The organism is uncultured Capnocytophaga sp., from assembly GCF_937936315.1.
Classification (GTDB): domain Bacteria; phylum Bacteroidota; class Bacteroidia; order Flavobacteriales; family Flavobacteriaceae; genus Capnocytophaga.
Map to the genome: position 1 here is coordinate 14,519 of NZ_CALGWU010000030.1, position 19,468 is coordinate 33,986.

At 35.1% G+C, this 19,468-nt stretch carries 16 protein-coding genes; 3 read left to right on the forward strand and 13 right to left on the reverse strand.

The annotated features are described in order from the left end of the window. Window position 1 precedes the first annotated feature (1 nt). The 6 genes from Q0162_RS05440 to Q0162_RS05465 all read right to left on the reverse strand — a co-directional run bounded on the left by Q0162_RS05440 (window position 2) and on the right by Q0162_RS05465 (window position 7,482). Complete coding sequence (locus Q0162_RS05440) at window positions 2-541, reverse strand: DUF4136 domain-containing protein (protein WP_297890171.1); 540 nt, start codon at window positions 539-541, stop codon at window positions 2-4. 176 nt (window positions 542-717) lie between these two features. Further along, complete coding sequence (locus Q0162_RS05445) at window positions 718-1,068, reverse strand: heavy-metal-associated domain-containing protein (protein WP_297890173.1); 351 nt, start codon at window positions 1,066-1,068, stop codon at window positions 718-720. 1 nt (window position 1,069) lies between these two features. Next, window positions 1,070-3,325, reverse strand: coding sequence for a TonB-dependent receptor (locus tag Q0162_RS05450; protein ID WP_297890175.1), 2,256 nt, complete (start codon window positions 3,323-3,325; stop codon window positions 1,070-1,072). An 84-nt stretch (window positions 3,326-3,409) separates the two neighbouring features. After that, window positions 3,410-3,874, reverse strand: coding sequence for a hypothetical protein (locus tag Q0162_RS05455; protein ID WP_297890177.1), 465 nt, complete (start codon window positions 3,872-3,874; stop codon window positions 3,410-3,412). Window positions 3,875-4,008: 134 nt separating this feature from the next. Then, window positions 4,009-5,841, reverse strand: coding sequence for a membrane protein insertase YidC (gene yidC / locus Q0162_RS05460; RefSeq protein ID WP_297890179.1), 1,833 nt, complete (start codon window positions 5,839-5,841; stop codon window positions 4,009-4,011). 21 nt (window positions 5,842-5,862) lie between these two features. Beyond that, window positions 5,863-7,482 (reverse strand): CTP synthase, encoded by a 1,620-nt coding sequence (locus Q0162_RS05465; protein WP_297890181.1) that lies wholly within the window; start codon window positions 7,480-7,482, stop codon window positions 5,863-5,865. Window positions 7,483-7,694: 212 nt separating this feature from the next. Here Q0162_RS05465 and Q0162_RS05470 point away from each other — a divergent pair, with 212 nt between their 5' ends. Further along, a complete protein-coding gene (locus Q0162_RS05470) occupies window positions 7,695-8,510 on the forward strand; it encodes a M48 family metallopeptidase (protein WP_297890183.1) in 816 nt (271 codons plus the stop codon). A gap of 22 nt (window positions 8,511-8,532) precedes the next feature. After that, the gene (locus Q0162_RS05475; RefSeq protein WP_297890185.1) at window positions 8,533-9,360 is read left to right on the forward strand and encodes a purine-nucleoside phosphorylase; all 828 of its coding nucleotides are present in this window, start codon (window positions 8,533-8,535) and stop codon (window positions 9,358-9,360) included. A gap of 67 nt (window positions 9,361-9,427) precedes the next feature. Here Q0162_RS05475 and Q0162_RS05480 read toward each other — a convergent pair whose 3' ends face one another. Continuing rightward, the gene (locus Q0162_RS05480; protein WP_297890187.1) at window positions 9,428-9,844 is read right to left on the reverse strand and encodes a thioesterase family protein; all 417 of its coding nucleotides are present in this window, start codon (window positions 9,842-9,844) and stop codon (window positions 9,428-9,430) included. 201 nt (window positions 9,845-10,045) lie between these two features. On the opposite strand from Q0162_RS05480, the gene dnaA reads away from it, so the two are divergent. Continuing rightward, on the forward strand, window positions 10,046-11,467 hold the full coding sequence (gene dnaA, locus Q0162_RS05485; RefSeq protein ID WP_297890189.1) for a chromosomal replication initiator protein DnaA: 1,422 nt from the start codon (window positions 10,046-10,048) through the stop codon (window positions 11,465-11,467). Between the two features lie 817 nt (window positions 11,468-12,284). On the opposite strand, the gene Q0162_RS05490 is transcribed toward dnaA, so the two are convergent. From Q0162_RS05490 to Q0162_RS05515, 6 genes are all read right to left on the reverse strand, one after another. Next, window positions 12,285-13,493, reverse strand: a complete 1,209-nt coding sequence (locus tag Q0162_RS05490; protein WP_297890191.1) for an acetate/propionate family kinase — start codon at window positions 13,491-13,493, stop codon at window positions 12,285-12,287. A gap of 90 nt (window positions 13,494-13,583) precedes the next feature. After that, window positions 13,584-15,659 (reverse strand): phosphate acetyltransferase, encoded by a 2,076-nt coding sequence (pta, locus tag Q0162_RS05495; protein ID WP_297890193.1) that lies wholly within the window; start codon window positions 15,657-15,659, stop codon window positions 13,584-13,586. A gap of 605 nt (window positions 15,660-16,264) precedes the next feature. Next, complete coding sequence (locus Q0162_RS05500; RefSeq protein ID WP_297890195.1) at window positions 16,265-17,134, reverse strand: hypothetical protein; 870 nt, start codon at window positions 17,132-17,134, stop codon at window positions 16,265-16,267. 4 nt (window positions 17,135-17,138) lie between these two features. Further along, window positions 17,139-18,155: an aldose epimerase family protein gene (locus tag Q0162_RS05505; RefSeq protein ID WP_297890197.1), complete on the reverse strand. Its 1,017-nt coding sequence runs from the start codon at window positions 18,153-18,155 to the stop codon at window positions 17,139-17,141. Window positions 18,156-18,243: 88 nt separating this feature from the next. Next, window positions 18,244-18,633: a hypothetical protein gene (locus tag Q0162_RS05510; protein WP_297890199.1), complete on the reverse strand. Its 390-nt coding sequence runs from the start codon at window positions 18,631-18,633 to the stop codon at window positions 18,244-18,246. A 45-nt stretch (window positions 18,634-18,678) separates the two neighbouring features. Next, the gene (locus tag Q0162_RS05515; RefSeq protein ID WP_297890201.1) at window positions 18,679-18,942 is read right to left on the reverse strand and encodes a transposase; all 264 of its coding nucleotides are present in this window, start codon (window positions 18,940-18,942) and stop codon (window positions 18,679-18,681) included. Window positions 18,943-19,468 lie beyond the last annotated feature (526 nt).

A 19,468-nucleotide genomic window follows, 5' to 3' on the forward strand; every position in this document is an offset into this window, starting at 1 on the left:
GTTATTTTTTATCTGCTGAAGGCGGATATTTCTCCAATATCTTACTTACAAAATTTTTGATAGCTTTTTCCTTCTTATCCATCGATTGTGGCAAATACCCCGTGCCTTTTCCTTGCCATACCAATTCACGCTTCTTCGCATCAATAATCTCAATGTAAAGAGTACCTTCTGTATTTCGACTTACATTATAAGTGGCTCCTCCCCAAAAAGGACCCCAACCCATTCCCCAGCCCCAGTAATACGGACTATTGTCATACACATCTACATTCTCCCGATCTCGAGTGAATATGTTTACTAAAAAATCAGGGTTCTCAGAAAGTGTTAGCCCTTTAGCAGTGAGATTTTGCTCTATAGCTCGCAAAATACGTTTCTTATCCAAGTCAGATATTTGTACTTTATCAATACCTTCCTTAAAAAAAGCAAAAGATTTCATCGTTGAAAAATCGGCTTGACGATCATAATCAGTAGCTACATAAATGCTTGCACAAGAACTAAGCCCCAAAGCTACTGCTAACATTAGTAGAATAGTTATCTTTTTCATTTTGTTGTGATTTAGTATTTCTTTCTTAACAGCAAAATCTATACCGAAATGAGGCTATCTAAAAAAGTGATGTTGTAGGAGTGATTTATAAATCCCCTCTACAACATCACTAAAAATGTCTGATTATCAGTATACCGCAATCATACTTTCAAAAAATTTTTTAGACTCCCTATATTTTAAGGTAATCTTTCGTATAAACAGCAGTGGTGTAAGTTTTTGTACACTTCATCGTCAGCACGTTCTTTACCAGCGTCGTGTCCTACTTTGGCAATAGCTTTCTGCACATCGCTTTCACTGCATTTGCGCTCGTCAAAAATAAGGGTCATATTGCCACTCTTGATATTCCAATTAGCGCTCTTTACGCCCTTTACGCTATAAGCCGCTTTTTCTATACGCGCCTTACATTGTTCACAGTTGCCTCCTACAGGAAACTCTACTTTTTTACTTTTGTTAGGTGCTTGTTGTGCACTTGCGATAGTGAGTCCAAAAAAACTCAAAGCTATCCATAATAAAATACGTGTTTTCATTTTATAATAATTTAAATCTTAATCCTGCATAATACATCTGTCCAAAGGCAGGAGCGTACTGCATTGTACTATCAAAATATGCGCCAAAAGGATTGTTGGCTGCCAAAATACCATTCTCTTGTTTATAATTGGTGATGTTTTCACCTCCTATATATACCTCAAATGTCTTAGAAAATACTTTGGTGATTTGAGCATTGAGTGTAGCAAATGATGGCGCATAATCGTCTAACCTATAGGCTATAGGGTTCGTAGCGGTTGTAGGCAAACGTTGTTCTCCCAACCAGTTGAAGGTTACATCAAACTTCCATTGAGAATGCTTGTTCTCGTTGCGCTCAGGAGTCTCGTAAGCTACATTGGCAAACCAGCGATGCTTTGGGGTAAGGGTCTTCTCCATCTGTCCTTTAGTAAACTGCGTTTGCACATCATAATACTTATAGGCAGCCTTGAAGTCTAACCCTTTGGCAGGAGTAATACTAAATTCTGCTTGTAGAGAGTTCGCAAAACTATTCCCATTGAGGTTGTAAAACAAAGATTGTTGGGGTGAGTTATCCAAATCTACTACTACTTGATTATCAAAATCTGTACGGTAGAAATCTACCGAAAGCTCTGCACTTTTACCTAATATTTTAAACGCTTGCAAAAAGCTCACTCCGTAGTTCCAAGCAATTTCGGGATTCAAACCATAGAGCTTGCCTCCATCACCTCCTATAATAGCAAGCTTGCGTGCGGATGCCAAGAGTTGTTGGTTCTCTGCTATCACATTAGCAGCGCGTTTGCCTCGCCCTGCCGATACTCTGAAAGTTGCTTGTTTCCAAGGATTATAACGCAAGTGTAAACGTGGCGTAATGAAGTTTCCTAAATGATTATGACTATCAGCGCGTACTCCTGCCACAAAACTGAAGTTACTCAAATTGTCATAAGTATATTCAAAGAAGGCACCTATGGAGCGATCTACACGCGAGAAATCTCCCGCAAGAGCCGAAGTAGTGAGCTCCTCATTATAATCGTCATAAGTTCCATTGAGTCCTGTGGCAAATTTGTGTCTGGTATCGGTGATGATAGAATTGTATATCAAATTGCCATACCAGCTCTTTTGCTGTATATCATAGCGGTTCAACCCAAAATAAGAATCTTGACGATGCGACTGAAAAGAGTTCTGCAACCCTATACTCTTATAAGGTGTGTCAGGAAATACATACCCTATTTTATTTGAAGCACTAAAACGTTCGGAGTTTACTTCACTACCCCACGCATTGGTAGTTCCTTTGTCGGTTAGCCGATTAAAACGCAACTCTCCTGCTTGGCGCTCATCTTTCATATAGTGGAGATTCAAAAAACCTACCCACCCTTTTTCTGCATTCGCATACTGCCAACGATTCAACAAGTTGATTTGATTACCTATGGGGTTATCTATAAAACCATCGTGATTGTGGTCGGCTTTTTGCTGGCGTACATTGCCGTGTGCAAAAAGAGTAGTCGCCCACTTATCAGATAATTTTTGATTGGTATGAGCATTGAGTTCATAACGATTATCTTCTGAAGCATACAAGTTTAAGAAGAAAGGACGACTACTGATAGGCTTTTCTATCTCATAGTTGATTTGCCCCGAAATACTCTCATACCCATTAATCACACTCCCTGCTCCTTTGGTTATCTGGATGCTCTCAATCCACGTACCTGGTACAAATGAGAGTCCGTAGGCTTGCGAAGCGCCCCGCATTGTAGGGATATTCTCTTCTGCCATTAGTATGTACGGACTGGTTAACCCCAGCATCTTTATCTGTTTGTTACCCGTAACAGCATCCGAGAAGTTCACATCAATTGATGGGTTAGTAGAAAAACTCTCCGATAGGTTGCAACAAGCTGCTTTCAGTAGTTCCCCACTACTCATTGTGTGCACATCAGCTACTTGCCATTGCGATTTCATCGTGTTAGCACGCTTCTGGCTTACTACCACCTCTTCCAAAGCCGCTTCTGGTTCCAATTGAATATGTAAAGACGCATTACCACTTACTTTTACAGTTTTCTTTTTATAACCAATATAGCTTACTGCCAAAGTATTAGAAGCATCTGTGTGTTTCAGTGTGAAAGCTCCTTCATTATCAGTAGATACACCTATTTCAGTACCCTCCCAATACACATCTGCCCCTATAAGAGGTGCGTTGTTTTCGTCTACCACTTTCCCTTTGCTAAAATGTTGGGCAAAGACAGACAAAGGCAACAACAGCCCTATTAAAAAAATATATTTTTTGTACATTATTGTCTTGTTTTATTCAGTTCAAAAATTAGAATTTAAGAATTAGAAACAGAGGTAAACTCCTTTCTTATTACCTCTTATCTCTTATTTTTTATCTGAATAAAACACCCTCTGGCAGTACAATTCATAAAGAGGTGGCGCATTCAACTGCGTAAAGAAATCTCTCGTGATGGCTTTCTTTACAGTCTGAGGAATACTTACCACTTCCAAAGTAGGAAAAACCAAAGAACTTACTACAAAAGATTGTAGTTGCAGCTCCAACGCTTTTACTACTGAAGTACTATCAGAAATAGAAGATGATATAGCTGTATTGTCACAGCATTTTTTATGTGAAGATTCTGTTTTACTCTCATCACTATCGTCGTCCTCAGAAGCACAACAAGAGTCCATATCAGCACAATCACTTACTTCTTCATCTACAGAAGAAGTGATATATTCTAAAGAAACTGACGATAAGTGGTCTTGACAATAATGAAAAGAAATAGCCCATCCTGAATTAGAGAACAAGATGAGTGCAGATAATAATATGTTGATAAATTTTCTTTTCATAGTTTGAAAACATTATCAGCAAAAACTATACCATTATATAGTTTTATATAAAAAACTTTGCCAAAGATCGTAGTGCAATAGCAATAGAGAACTTTGGCAAAGTGTATTTGTTTTTTAGTTGTTAAATCTATAGGCTAACGTTTATTTTGTTGAGCTTTGCGTTGCGCTTCAGCTTGTTCCATCATCTCACGCATTTTAGCTTGGAATTTACTTTCTTTTTTAGGTTTTTTCTTGTTTTCTTGTATTTGAGCGTGAATCTTCTTCTCGTCTATAATCCAATACTTGATAGCTAACATAATACCTATAGTCAATAAGTTAGATATAAAATAGTACAAACTAAGTCCGCTAGCATAGTTGTTGAAAAAGAACAACATCATTACAGGGGATAGATAGATAAGGAACTTCATATTAGGCATACCGGGTTGCTGGGGCTGTGCAGTTTGTGCCATTGTCATCAATGAGTAGATTAATATAGCAATTGAAGCTAATAATGGGAATAAACTCACGTGGCTGCCGTAGAAAGGTATAGAGAAAGGAAGTTCAAAGATAGCATCATACGATGATAAATCTTGAGCCCATAAGAAACTCTTTTGTCTCAATCCAAATTCAGTAGGGAAGAAGTTAAAGAGCGCCAAGAATACTGGTAATTGCAAGAGAGCTGGAATACAACCACTAAGAGGGTTTACACCTGCTTTGTTATAAAGAGCCATTGTTTCCTGTTGGCGTTTCATTGGCTCATCATATTTTTTGTTGATTTCTTCAATCTCAGGGCGTAACACCTTCATCTTAGCTTGTGATACATACGATTTGTAAACTATAGGTGAAAGCAATATACGGACAATAAAAGTCATCAATATAATCACTAATCCTACTGAGAAATAATCGGCAAGGAAATTGTAAAGTGGAATAAACAACCATTTGTTCAACCAACCAAAAATACCCCAACCCAATGGAATAAGTTCTGTAAGTTCATATTTATCATTGTATTGTTTGAGTACATTGTAATCACTAGGCCCAAAATAGAAATGTAATGATTCGCTCAATTCTCCACTTTTAGCTTGTATAGGTAAAGAAGTAAGGAAGTTTTTAGTGTATTTCACCTCTTTCCCCTCATTTATAGCAATGTTGTGAGAAGTAAAATCACCTTTAGCAAAAGTATTGTCGGAAATAAGAACCGAAGTAAACAAGTGCTGTTTGTAAGCCACCCAGTTCACTTTTTCTTCTTTTTGCTCATCATTACCAGCTTGACTCATACGATTGATACGGTCACCTTCATATTGTATAGCTGCTTGTGTATAACGGTTTTCATAGGTTACACTTTTCTCCATACGGCGTGCTTGTAACTTCCAATCAATGTTCATAGGTTTAGAAGTGTTTACTGCCCCCATTAAACCTTGTGAACGAAGCACTAAGTCTAACATATAACCTTCTTTAGGCAAGGTGTATACATATTCTAAATAAGTGTTTTCTGAAGTTTTAAGTTTCATAGAAAGCACTTGATTGCCATTGTTTTCACTTATTGTAGGTTCAAAGTACAAATCTTTGGTGTTTAACTTTTTGTCCTGAGCTGTAGTAAAATTAAGGCTAAAAGTAGCATTCCAATCTTTAACCAAGTAAACAGGTAAAGAATCATAAGTTTTAAATTCTTTCAATAATACTTCTTTAAGTTGCCCACCACGATTACTGATAGTGAGTTTAAGGTTTTTATTCTCTAGTATAGTTACATCATTTTTAGCTGATGGTAAGGTAGCAGAGTAGGCAAAATTTCCTAAATCAGTAGGTTGAATAGTTGCCAAAGCATTGTTTTGAGTATTGGCAGTAGCTTGATTTGCTTGTTGTTCTTGTTGGGCTTTGCGCTTGGCTAATTCTTCTTGAGATGGTTTATTATTGTTCATAAACCACATTAATAGTATAAAAATTAAGGCAAAACCTATAATGCTCTTTACATCGAATTTTCTTTCGTCCATATAAGTGTTTTTATCTGTTGTTTAGTTCTTTTTTAGTTTATTATTCAAAGCAGCTTTTACAAAAGCTATAAATAGTGGGTGTGGATTTGCAACAGTACTCTTGTATTCAGGGTGGTATTGGACACCTACAAACCAAGGGTGATTAGGCAATTCTATTACCTCTACTAAGCCTGTATCGGGGTTGATACCAGTGCATTGCAAACCTGCTTTTTCAAGTTGTACTTTGTAGTCGTTGTTAAATTCATAACGATGGCGATGGCGTTCTGAAATATCTTTTTTACCATAGGCATCGTATATCTTGCTTCCTTTAGTAAGTTCACAAGCCCAAGCACCTAAGCGCATAGTCCCTCCTTTGTGAGTAATTTCTTTCTGACTTTCCATTAAGCTAATTACTGGGAAAGGTGTTTGCCCGTTCATTTCGGTAGAGTTAGCGTTTTTAAGACCTGCAATATGACGAGCAAATTCAATTACAGCCATTTGCATACCGAGGCAAATACCTAAGAATGGAATATTGTGCTTGCGAACATATTCAATAGCTTTAATTTTGCCTTCAATACCACGTCCGCCAAAGCCTGGAGCTACAAGTACAGCATCTAAATGACCTAATTTAACTTCTATGTTTTCTTCATTCAAATGTTCTGAATGAATACTTTCTACATCTACACGTACTTCATTAGCAGCTCCCGCGTGAATAAAAGCTTCTAAAATTGATTTGTAGGCATCTTGTAATTCTACATATTTACCTACTAAACCTATTTTTATACGGTGTTTAGGGTTTTTATAACGTTGTAAGAAAGTGTTCCACTGGCTGAGATCGGGTTCGTTTTTGCAAGGGAGATCTAACTTTTTGAGAGCTACTTTGTCCAAACCTTCTAGGAGCATAACATTCGGTACATCATAGATAGTAGGTACATCAATAGATTGGATTACAGCCTCACGTTTTACATTACAGAAGAGAGCTAACTTGTAGCGTAGATCGTCAGAAAGTTCGTGTTCAGTACGGCAAACGAGTATGTCGGCTTGAATACCGCTTTCCATTAAAGTTTTTACACTGTGTTGTGTAGGCTTAGTTTTGAGCTCACCTGCTGCAGCAAGATAAGGTACTAGAGTGAGATGTATCACAATGCCATTATGCTCTCCTAAGTCCCATAAAAGTTGTCTTACTGATTCTATATAAGGCAATGATTCTATATCACCTACTGTGCCTCCAATTTCGGTAATCACAATATCATATTCGCCTGTTTTGCCAAGTATCTGAATGCGTTCTTTAATTTCATTGGTAATGTGAGGAATTACTTGTACTGTTTTTCCTAAGAACTCACCACGACGTTCTTTTTCGATAACGCTTTGGTAAATGCGTCCAGTAGTTACATTATTAGCTTGAGAGGTATGTACGTTTAAGAAACGTTCATAATGCCCTAAATCAAGGTCAGTTTCAGCGCCATCTTCAGTTACGAAGCATTCACCGTGTTCATAGGGGTTGAGAGTGCCAGGGTCAACATTGATATAGGGATCAAATTTTTGTATTGTTACCCTATAGCCACGAGCTTGTAAGAGTTTTGCAAGTGAAGCTGCAATGATTCCTTTCCCTAAAGAAGAGGTTACTCCTCCAGTTACAAATATATACTTGGTATTTGCCATTTCTATTTAATTTGCGCGCAAAGATACAAATTAATTAATAATTAACAAGTAACAATGAACAAAAATTGAGTTGGGGGAAAGGGTAGGAATGTGTACTTTACTAAAATTTTAAACTTTTGCAAAGTTGTTAGGAGAATTAGAATTGTTAAAAATGTTAATTAATCATTGCTAGTTACTAATTATTTACTATCTTTGCCCTCAAATAAAATTTTATGAAGAAATTAATTTTAATCACATTACTTTTGATGATCTCTTCTTGTAAAACCAATCCTTTTACAGGAAAGAGTACCCTTAACTTTATGCCTAATAGTAAAGTCTTCCCAATGGCTTTTAGTCAGTATTCCACCTTTTTAAATTCAAATAAGGTGTTGAAAGGCACTAATGATGCAGCTATGGTGAAACGTGTAGGTGAGCGTATAGCTAAAGCTGCTGAATTGTGGCTTGATACGAATGGGTATAAAGGTTATTTAAACGATTATCGCTGGGAATACAACTTAGTGGATAGTCCTGAAGTGAACGCTTGGTGTATGCCAGGAGGTAAGATTGTAGTCTATACAGGAATTTTACCAGTAACACAATCTGAAGCAGGTTTAGCAGTAGTAATGGGACACGAAGTGGCGCACGCCTTAGCTGACCACGGTGCCCAACGTATGAGCGCAAGTACTTTGCAACAAATAGGAGCTGTAGCAGGTTCTATTGCTTTACAAAGTAGTAAATATGCTGCTTATACTGATCAGTTTATGTTAGCTTATGGTTTGGGATCTAACTTAGGAGTGATGTTGCCCTTTAGTCGTTCTAATGAAACAGAGGCTGATGCTATAGGAATTCAAATTATGGCAATTGCAGGGTATGATCCTGCTGAAGCTCCTGAATTGTGGAAACGTATGGCAGCTAAAAAAGATGGTAAATCTACCCCCACTATTCTCAGTACTCACCCTTCTGATGCTTCTCGTATTAAAAATCTCACCTCTTTAGTACCAAAAGCAAAAGCAGAAGCGGCTAAATTTGGTGTTACAAAATTTCAATAAGCAATAAAAATATTATAAAGATATGCAACAAGTCTACGACAAAATTAACGAAACGGCTCGCATTATACAGTCGTATATCACGGAACACACACCTGAGTTTGCTATTATTTTAGGTTCTGGACTTAGTAAATTAGAAAACGAAGTGGAAGTGATTTCGGAAATTAAATACAATAATATCCCAAACTTTCCTAAGTCTACCGTATTTGGTCATAAAGGTAAACTTATTTATGGGAAAATAGAGAACCGATATGTATTGATGATGGCAGGAAGGGTCCATTATTACGAAGGTTATACAATGCAAGAGGTAACTTTTCCAATACGCGTATTTGCACAATTGGGTATTAAACGACTTATAGTTTCTAATGCTTCAGGAGGTGTGAACCCTAACTTTTCTATAGGAGATGTAATGGTAATTCGTGATCATATCAATATGTTTCCTGAACATCCTCTACGTGGTAAAAACTTAGACCTCTTTGGAGCTCGTTTTCCGGATATGAGCAAACCTTATAGCCACGCTATGATAGCTGAATTAGAAAAAATAGCTAAAGAGTATAATGTTAAACTTCAAAAAGGAGTATATGTAGGTTTACAAGGACCTTCATTTGAAACGCCTGCAGAATATGGGATGGTACGTGTTTTAGGAGGTGATGCTGTAGGTATGAGTACTGTGCCTGAAGTGATTGTAGCACGTCATCAAAATATGGAGGTGTGTGCCCTTTCAGTTATCACGGATTTAGGAGGTCCAGAAATCTCACCAGATGTATCACACGAAGAAGTACTCAATGCAGCTAATATAGCAATGCCTAATGTAATTCTTTTAGTGAAAAATCTCATTAAAAACTACAGATAGTCTTTAGCTTTTTAATCGTTAGTCGTTAGTATCTCACTACTAACGACTAACGATTCATTATTAGCGACTAATTACACATCTTCTCTTCAATTAATTTTAATACCTTTTCAGGACAGCGCACTGGTCTAAAAGTTTTTGCATCTACAAATACTAATATGGTGTTAGCTGTGGAAAGTAACTCTCCTCTTTCATTAAGAATCTCATAATCAAACTCAATTTTTGTAGAAGGCAATTCTTTTAGTTTGGTGCGAATGGTAATCAACTCATCATATAGGGCTGGTTTTTTATATTGAATTTGCAAAGAAACCACAGGCATCATAACTCCTTCTTCTTCCATTGCTTTATAGGTAAAACCAATAGAGCGCAACCATTCCACTCTTCCCAATTCGAGGTATTGAGGATAATTACCATAGTATACCACCCCCATTTGGTCGGTTTCTGCATAGCGAGTACGCAGTACATAATCGAAGTATAATTCTTTCATAATTAGATAGATATAAACATTAACAAAAGATTAACATCGTTCCCTTATAAAATAAATTCAGAAAAACAAATGTTAAATATTTTTTTTATTCAAAAATTATTCACAATTTTGCTGACTGAAAAAAGAACAGTTTTATCACCGGCAAAATTAGTAAAAAAATCTAATAATCAAATTTTTAGCTAAAAAGTAGCACCCTAAAAAATGAAAGAAGCAGCTGAAAAAGTTTGGAGTAAGTGTCTTGAATTTATAAAAGACAACATTGCTGAGCAACAATTTAACACTTGGTTTGCTCCTATTGTACCTATGGAGCTAGAAGGAAATACTTTGAAAATTAAAGTTCCTAGTAAATTCTTTTGTGAGTGGTTAGAAGAAAATTATATTTCTCTTTTAAAATCAGCTATGACTTTTACCTTGGGAGTAAACTCTGGTCTTGTATATATTGTGGATAATCCTCTGATGAAAGAACAACTTCCAAGTACTAATCGTCCAGAATTAGCCAAACAAACTTTGTCTTTAGCTACTAGCATTAAAGATCCTGGGCTTAAAAATCCTTTTGTAATTCCTGGAATTCGTGAGATAACTGTTGACCCTCAATTAAACTTACATCAAAACTTCGACAATTTTGTAGAAGGAGCTTCTAATCGTTTAGCACGTTCTGCAGGAATGGCAGTAGCTAATAAGCCTGGAGGAACAGCGTTTAATCCACTATTTATTTTCGGAGGGGTAGGTTTGGGAAAAACTCACTTAGCTCATGCAATAGGGGTGGATATAAAAGAAAAATATCCTAAGAAAAAAGTACTTTATGTTTCTGCAGAAAAGTTTACTCAACAATTTATTAGTGCTTCTACAACAAAAGATAAAGAAAAAAACACTCTCAATGATTTTATTCATTTCTATCAACTTATAGATGTACTCATAGTAGATGATATTCAGTTTCTTTCAGGGAAAGTAAAAACTCAAGATGCTTTTTTTCATATTTTTAATCATCTGCATCAAAATGGTAAACAGGTAATTCTTACTTCTGATAAAGCTCCAGTAGATTTATTCGATATAGAACAGCGCTTGCTTTCTCGTTTTAAATGGGGACTTTCAGCTGAGTTACAAACTCCTGATTACGAAACTCGTTATAAGATTTTAGAAAATAAATTCTACAATGATGGAGCAGAAATAGGGGAGGATATTATTGCTTATTTAGCTGAAAATATACGTACCAATGTGCGTGAATTAGAAGGAGTTAGTAACTCACTTATAGCTCAGGCTGCTTTTAATCGTAAAGAATATTCTATAGAACTTGCACAAAGTATTATTGATAAATCTGTGAAAAATAATAAGAACGATTTGACTATTGATCATATTCAACAAATTATAGCAGACTATTTCAATTTAAATATAGAATCTTTGCATTCTAAAACCCGTAAGCGAAATGTAGTACAAGCCCGACAGCTAGCTATGTTTTTCTCAAAAAAATATACAAAAAACTCACTTTCTACTATTGGAAGTCAAATAGGACAACGAGATCACGCTACAGTATTACACGCTTGCAAAACTGTGGAAAATTTAATAGAAACCGATCGTGCTTTCAAAAAATATGTAAGTGATTTAGAAACTAAATTTACTGACTAATACAATCTTTATCTCAACTTTTGCAAGAAGCCGTTAGTACTAAGTAACGACCAATAATCATTGAATATAGAATTGCCTAAAGAATGTACTTCATCTTGCAGTGAGGCTGCTTCTGAAATTGTTTATGATACCCCCAAAGGTTATTAAATATCTTATTGTACTGAAAATTAAACCTCTTATAAAAGAGAAACTTACTTTAATCCTCAATCAGTATCGTTTTCAACTTTACAATTCATATATTCAAGCTCTTTTACATAAAAGTTAAACTTTATCTTTTGAATATATAAAAAATCATCTTGAAAAATAACCTATAAAATAGTCACTTATAGCTTTAGAGTTGATTATAGAAGAAAAAAATAGACTTTTTTTGGATATATAATAGGAGGAATGCCTCTTATAGGAATTATCCTTTTGAGAGTTGAGATATTACAGAAACTGCCACTAAAACTGCTTTAAGGGGGTAATGTAAAGAAATTAGCTTCTTCAATTATTGATTTGAGAATGTTTGCACTATATTACTTACTTAAAATAGTGGAGGAGGGAGGTATAGAAAAACTCTTTCAAATCTTTAGTGATGGATTCTATTTTTTATCATAGGATCTTACTCATAGTGCTATTTCAGAATGTTTTGGGTATCTTATTTACATTTACTATCCTTATAAAGTAAAAGGATTAGGAAGTTTTCTATTGAAGGATAAAAATACTATAGAATAGGCTAAAAATATACATTCTGCTAATTTACTAGGTGATTGAAAAAAGTATTGTTCTTCCTTAAAAGATAAGGAAGAACAATACTTATCTGAATTTTACTAGGCAATTATAAAGTTACTAAATTTACTACTTCTTTAGCTATTTGCCATTCTTCATTAGTAGGGATTATCAAAATTTTTACTCTACTATCAGCTGCTTGTATTTCAACTGGTTTTGTAGTATGGTTTAACTCTTCATTTTTATTCTCATCAAGTTTGATGCCGAAAAACTCCATTTCTTTACAAGCAAATGAACGGGTAAGAGTATCATGTTCTCCTAATCCAGCTGTGAATACAATACTATCTACCCCATTAAGGGCAGCTGTATAAGCTCCTATAAACTTTCTAACGCGGTAGCCATACATTTCATAGCAAAGGGCAGCATTAGCATCTCCAGAGCGGTAAAGAGCTGCTACATCACGTGCGTCTGAGTAACCTGTAAGTCCAATCATACCACTCTTTTTGTTCAAGAGGGTCTTTACTTGGTCTAAGCTAAGTCCTAATTGTTCTGTTAAAAAGAAAATAATAGAAGGGTCTAATTGTCCAGAGCGTGTTCCCATAATAAGTCCATCAAGTGGAGTAAGCCCCATTGAGGTATCTATACATTTGCCCTCTTGATTTACAGCAGCCATACTAGCCCCATTACCTAAGTGAATAGTAATATTTTTAAGGTATGGGTTATTTAGGAATCTACGTGCTTCAGCATCGACAAATTTATGACTTGTACCGTGAAAACCGTATGAGCGCAAACCATATTTTTCGTAATATTCATTAGGAATTGCATAGCGATAAGCACGTGCAGGCATTGTTTGGTGGAAAGCAGTGTCAAAAACACCTACGTGAGTTGCTTTAGTAAAAAGTTTTTGAGCAGCGCGTATCCCTTCAAGTGCTGCAGGGTTGTGCAAAGGCGATATAGGAATAAGACGCTCTATTTCAGCTGTTACCTCATCAGTAATAATAGTAGGCTGAACAAACTTCTCTCCTCCGTGTACGATGCGGTGCCCAATAGCTTTAATATCTTCTGGGTATTTGATAACCCCTACTTCAGGGTCAGTAAGTAAAGTAGTTACTATATCCATAGCTACCTCGTGGTTAGGAATAGACTCTTCTTTTTTTACTTCCACTTCCTTACCATTCTTTACAGCTACGTATTTTACAAAGCTGCCGTCAATACCGATACGATCGGCTACGCCTTTAGCTTTTGCTTCACCTGTAGTAGAATCTACCAACTGATATTTAAGAGATGAACTCCCTGAATTGATAATTAAAATTTCCATTTTTAGTATATTTTAGGTGTTAGTATTTAAAAGTTAGTCATTAGTAGTCAGCGTTTCTAACTGCTCTGGCAACTAATGAGTAACATCTAATTAAAATTCTGATTGTATTGCAGTGATTAGTACAGTATTGTAAATATCAGGGATAAGAGCCCCACGACTTAGGTCGTTTACAGGTTTTTTCAATCCTTGTAACATAGGTCCTATAGCAAGACCACCTGTTTCGCGTTGTACTGCTTTATAGGTGTTATTACCGGTGTTAAGGTCTGGGAAGATAAGCACATTTGCTTGTCCTGCTACGGGTGAATTTGGCATTTTTTGTTTACCTACTTTTGGATCTACAGCAGCGTCATATTGTATAGGCCCTTCTACAAGTAGTTCTGGGCGACGTTCTTTTACTAGTGCTGTTGCTTCACGGACTTTGTCTACATCGGCACCACTACCAGAATTACCAGAAGAGTAGGAGAGGAGGGCTACTTTAGGTTCGATGCCAAAGGCAATAGCAGAGTCAGCAGAACTGATAGCAATATCAGCCAACTGTTCAGCGGTAGGGTTAGGCACTACGGCACAGTCGCCATATACCAATACGCGGTCGTGCAAGAGCATAAAGAAAACAGAGGAAACGGTGTTTACCCCTGGTTTAGTTTTTACAAATTGCAAAGACGGACGGATAGTGTGAGCAGTAGTATTCACTGCTCCTGATACCATACCATCGGCATCACCGAGGAATACCATCATTGTACCAAAATAAGAAGCATCGAGCATTAGATCTTTAGCTTGTGAAAGTTCCAATCCTTTGCTCTTACGCAATTCATATAATTTTTCAGCATAAGCCTCATATTTATCACTTTCAGCAGGATTGATAATACTAATACGCTCTTCATTCCATTTCAAGCCTAAAATATTTTTAGCTCTAGTTTTAATTGCTTCAGGTTCACCTAAAATAGTAAGATAAACGAGTTCATCTTCTGCCAATTGAGAGGCAGCAGTAAGAATACGGTCATCAGTACCTTCTGGTAGCACAATGTGTTTTTGTCCAGCACGTGCTTTTTGTACCATACTATATTGGAACATACGAGGAGTAATAGTTTCCGATTTAAAAGAGGCTATATTACGATTAAGTTTTTCAGAATCTACATTTTCATCAAATAGTTGAAGAAGCATTTTTACCTTTTCGGTATTTTCAGGGTAGATACGTGATTTGATATTACCTATAAGATTAGCTGTCTCAAACGTGTTGCTTTTAGCAAGCATTATAGGAATATTTTTTTGAATTCCTTCTAATATTTTAATGATAGATTTATCAGGTTCAAACCCGCCATAGAGCACCATTCCTTTTACGTTAGAAAAGTTAGAATAGTTAGCTACTAAAGTGCCTGTTATAAGGTCATTACGATCAGTAGGGAGTACTACCAAACTATCTTCAGTAAGGTTGTCTAGATAATTAGAAAGTTGCATAGCACCTACAATCGTGCGTTTTGTTGTAACATCTATATTATCGCCTTTGTAAAGAAATTTTGCGTTGAGGGCACTAGCTATCTCACGTATAGTAGGACGAGAAAGTTCTTCTTTGCGTGGAATTAGAGTGAAGGTAATATCTTTAAAGCGTTGCTCTAATTTGCTAAGTGTATCAGGTGTGGCATTAGTAGCCTTGTTTACAAAAACACTAAGTACACGTAAGTCTTTTTCCAAGAAGTTGTTCAATTCTGCTTGTACTTGGTTTACCAATTCAGCTTCTGAAGAAAAGTTGTCTTTAAGCACTATCAAAGCAGGAATATTGAGACTTTGTGCTACTGAAGCGTTGAAGTTTACATCAAAATAACTATCATCTATAGTACTTGAACTATCTACTAAAATGAAGTCAAACTTGCTCTCTAAGGCTTTGTATTTTTTGATGATAGTGTCATATACTTCACCTATATTACCTTCATTTTTAAGAGCAATAACTTCTTGACGAGTGTATGCATAAGCTTCATCATAACTCATATCAAGTTTGAAGTGCTCTAAAACTGTTTCAATAAAAGTATCTTTTTTTGATTTACTTTCTACGATAGGTCTAAAATAACCTACTTTAGCAGTATTGCGCATAATCATTTGCAACACGCCCAAACTCACTACCGACTTGCCACTATGGGCATTTGCGGCAATGATATAAACGGATTTATTCATTTTTTATTTACTTTTAGAGTTAAATGTTATAAGTTGCAAAGGTAATAATATAATTTAAGAAAGCAAGCGAAAATGATATTTTAATTTAAAAAAGCTTTATAAAATAGAACTATCTGAAGCTTTTTTTATTATTTGAGAGAATATGTCAGAGTGAGATATTATATTAGGAGACAACTTAGAAATATTTTCTAATAAATAATAAGTTGTTAGTTTTTCACAAAGAACTGAAAAAAGTAAGGTTAATTTTTATTTGCTACAGATAAAAAACTCTTTAATTATTAAAACTAACAATTTTGAAAATCAAATTGTTAAATGTCATTTAGTAAAGTTGCTACTAAACTTATAAGTGAAAACTACAAGACAGAACACAGCCGAAAGCAAAAATAAAGTCTAAGATCTCTATACCCACAAAGGCAAAGTTAAAAATAAAGTTTTAAGGTAAGAGGAGAATAGAATTTTATTTTTTGAGTGTAAAAAAAAATCCCTTAAAAAACTATTTTGAGTATAGAGTGATAATATCTTAATATGTGCGTTTGCTGTCAAAAGGAATCTGTTTTGTAGTTTTCTAAATAGGTACAGAGCAAATCTGTTATAAGTCAACTATTTTACCTTGTGCCTAGCCTTATTTTTTTCAATAGAGATGTAATAGTTTCTTTATAAACATTAGGTACCACTATTCTGTAATTAGCTATAGTTTCTTTGAGTTTGGTAAGTTCTGCAGTTTTTTCTACTACCAAAGCATTTACCTTAGCTTGTCGTTCTTGTAATAAACATTGTAACTCTTGTTCATATTGTAATTTATTATTATTTTGATAAGTACAAAATTGTGTTTTATAGAAATTTACTTCACTTTCGTACTCTCGATGTTCAGCTAAAAGTAGCTCTTGTAGCTGTTGTAGTTCAGAAAGATCATATAAAGGAGTGTTTTTAACTTTAATCACTTGTCCACCTACTTCTTTAAAACTGATAAGTTCTTTTTTGCTAAGTTGGGTACGCACTTCATCAAAATTGTGGATGTATTTGCCTATATGAGCAGCCTTAGCTTCTGCTTCTTTATAGCATACTACATCTTCTAAAGAAAGGGTTTTGAGATAGTCCTCAATAGTAACATCCCTAAGTCGATTGAGAGGTTCATAATCAATAGGTTTTACTTCTTGTTCAGCTTTAACAAGTACTTCGTTTAGTTTTTTATTTACTATTTCTAAACGGTTTTCTTTTTCTTTGATAGCCGTACGCAAATAAGCTGAAATGGCATATAATGAACCGATTTCATTGAGTTTGCCACCTATATCATCTACCTTTGTGAAAGTATCTAAAGGTTCTCCATCGATGCTAGAAGTATGAGTTTCTATAGAACTAACAAGGTCTTGAATAGGTTTAAGTCGTTCTTTGATACGTTCACATACATAATTAGCCTCTGATGATGTAAGTCCAGAGACATTAAAAAACGGATTTTTGGTTGCTAAATATTTCATCTTCTCACTTGTTATTTTTATCGATTACTTGGAATTTAAACTCAGTGAAGAACTCATATACCTCATTGGGTAATAGGACTACATTGTTGAACTGAGGATGTTTAGTAGCATCGGCGTAACCTTGTGCTTCAAAGCAGATGCCTTTGTTTTGCCCTAAAGTTTTGCGGTGTGCAGGATGTAATTCAGGTAAGTAATAACCTGCATAGATGTGTAATACAGGATGATTGGTACGTACTTCCATTTTTAGTGTTTCCTCTCCATTAATGAGAGTTGCCATTACCTCATCGGCAGATATTTCACGTACAAACGAATTATCAGTATGAGGATATACTTTCTGTCCGTTGCGGTAATCTAAAGATGTACCTGCAACAGAAGGACGTTCACCAGTAGGTGTGAAAAAACCTTCCTCTAAAGGGACGTATTTTTCAGCTTTTATTTGTAGAGTATTGTTGAGAACATTATTATCATTCTCATTGAGGTTGAAATAAGTGTGTTGGGTTAAGTTGAGTATAGTAGGGGCGGTAGTAATCCCGTGGTAATCTATTCGTAAACGATTATCAGTAGTAAGCATATAAGTAACTAATATAGTTACCTCACCAGGGTAGCCTTCTTCACCCTCTTTACTGACATACCGTAAAGTTACAGAAGGATTTTCTCCTTCTACTTGATCAATCACTTCCCAAAATACACTATCAAAGCCTATAAAGCCTCCATGTATTTGGTTTTCACCCAAATTGCAATGTAGTTGTATTTCTTTTCCTTCGATAATTACCTTTCCATACTTAATACGTCCTGCATTACGACCGATGATTGCTCCTAAATAAGGGTATTCAGCTCGATAAGTATTGCTTATGTATTCTTCAAAGGTATCAAATCCTAATACACATTCTACTATTTTTCCATTTACTGGTACTTTTATGGAGTTAATGATTCCACCAAAGTTCATTATACTTACCTCCATTCCGTTAGCATTGCGCAAGGTAATGGTTTGTAATTGTTCTTTAAGATATACTTTTTTCATTATCAAACTTATTTTGGTGACAAATATATAAAATCATAGGCAATTAGCAAAAAATAATTAATAAACGTGTTTAAACTTTTTTGAGGAACTAGGAAATAAACCCTAACAGAAGCATTCCAATCCAAGTTACATCAAGATACTCATATCTCATTATCAAACCCTTATATCCGTCAATCCAACTATTTGCTCGTTCAATTTTAAACCTATTTTTGTACAATTCTTCATCAAAATAAACATATGGTTGCTCTCCATTTCGGGGATTATCTAATAAAACTAAGATTTCTTTTAGTACTTCTTCTATTTCATATAAGTCATTGTGATTTCCTGCTTTAGGGCTTCCCATTGCTATCATTTGCCCTTTATTATCACACAAAAAAATACTATTGGTGGTTACAGCTTTTTTCCTTGCTTGATAACCTGCTGACGCTCCTTTTTGACGACAACGTGTATGACTACCATCCAATTGAACACAAGACATATCTAATTTTCTTTTCTTCTTACTTAATAGATTCAACCATACTCGCTAAAAACTACCATCTTTACTCCATTTATTGAAGTAGTAATAGACATTTTGCCAAGAGATTTCAGCTTTTTCAAAATAGCTTTCAATTGGAAGTTCTCTCCATTGCACCCCTGTTTTTAATCTCTTGAGAATCAATAAAAATATTGAAGCTAAATCAAAATTACTTTTAAATCCTCTTTTTCCTACACTTAAAAAGGGAATAATCCATTTATTTATTGTATCTTTGTCCAAAGTTCCTGAATTTTGGTGTTTTTTCTCAAACACAAAATTACTAATTTTCGGGAACTTTTACTTTATTATAGGAAAAAGTTTAAACAGCTTCATCTTTTGCTTTGCTTTTTTATTTTTTAAACCTTTCAACTGGCAAGTTGAATTATTTAAAGAAAAGCTCAACTTGCCATCTGTTTTATACAAATTTGCAATTTGTTGAGCCGTTAGATGTTCATCATTGTCAAATAGATAAAGTCTTTGTTCGACTAGTTATCCTGATTACGAATAAGTCCTAGAGGTTATAGAAGAATCTGATAAGAACTTTAAAAAGTAACATTTCGCATGAGATTGTAGAATTCTGTATAAAAATAAGCGTTTACGTCTTTTTAATAAAAATTTTAGTTGAATAGTCCTATAGTTAATTTAACGTGAGTTTGATTTAAGCAGCAACGAGTCTTTTTAGATCAACAATGTTTCCTTGTAAATTAATAGAAGGCTTTTTATCAAAGAAAGAATAAGTTATAGGTACTGATAATAAGTTGGTTACGAAATTATCAAAAGAACGATGTCTTGTATGTTC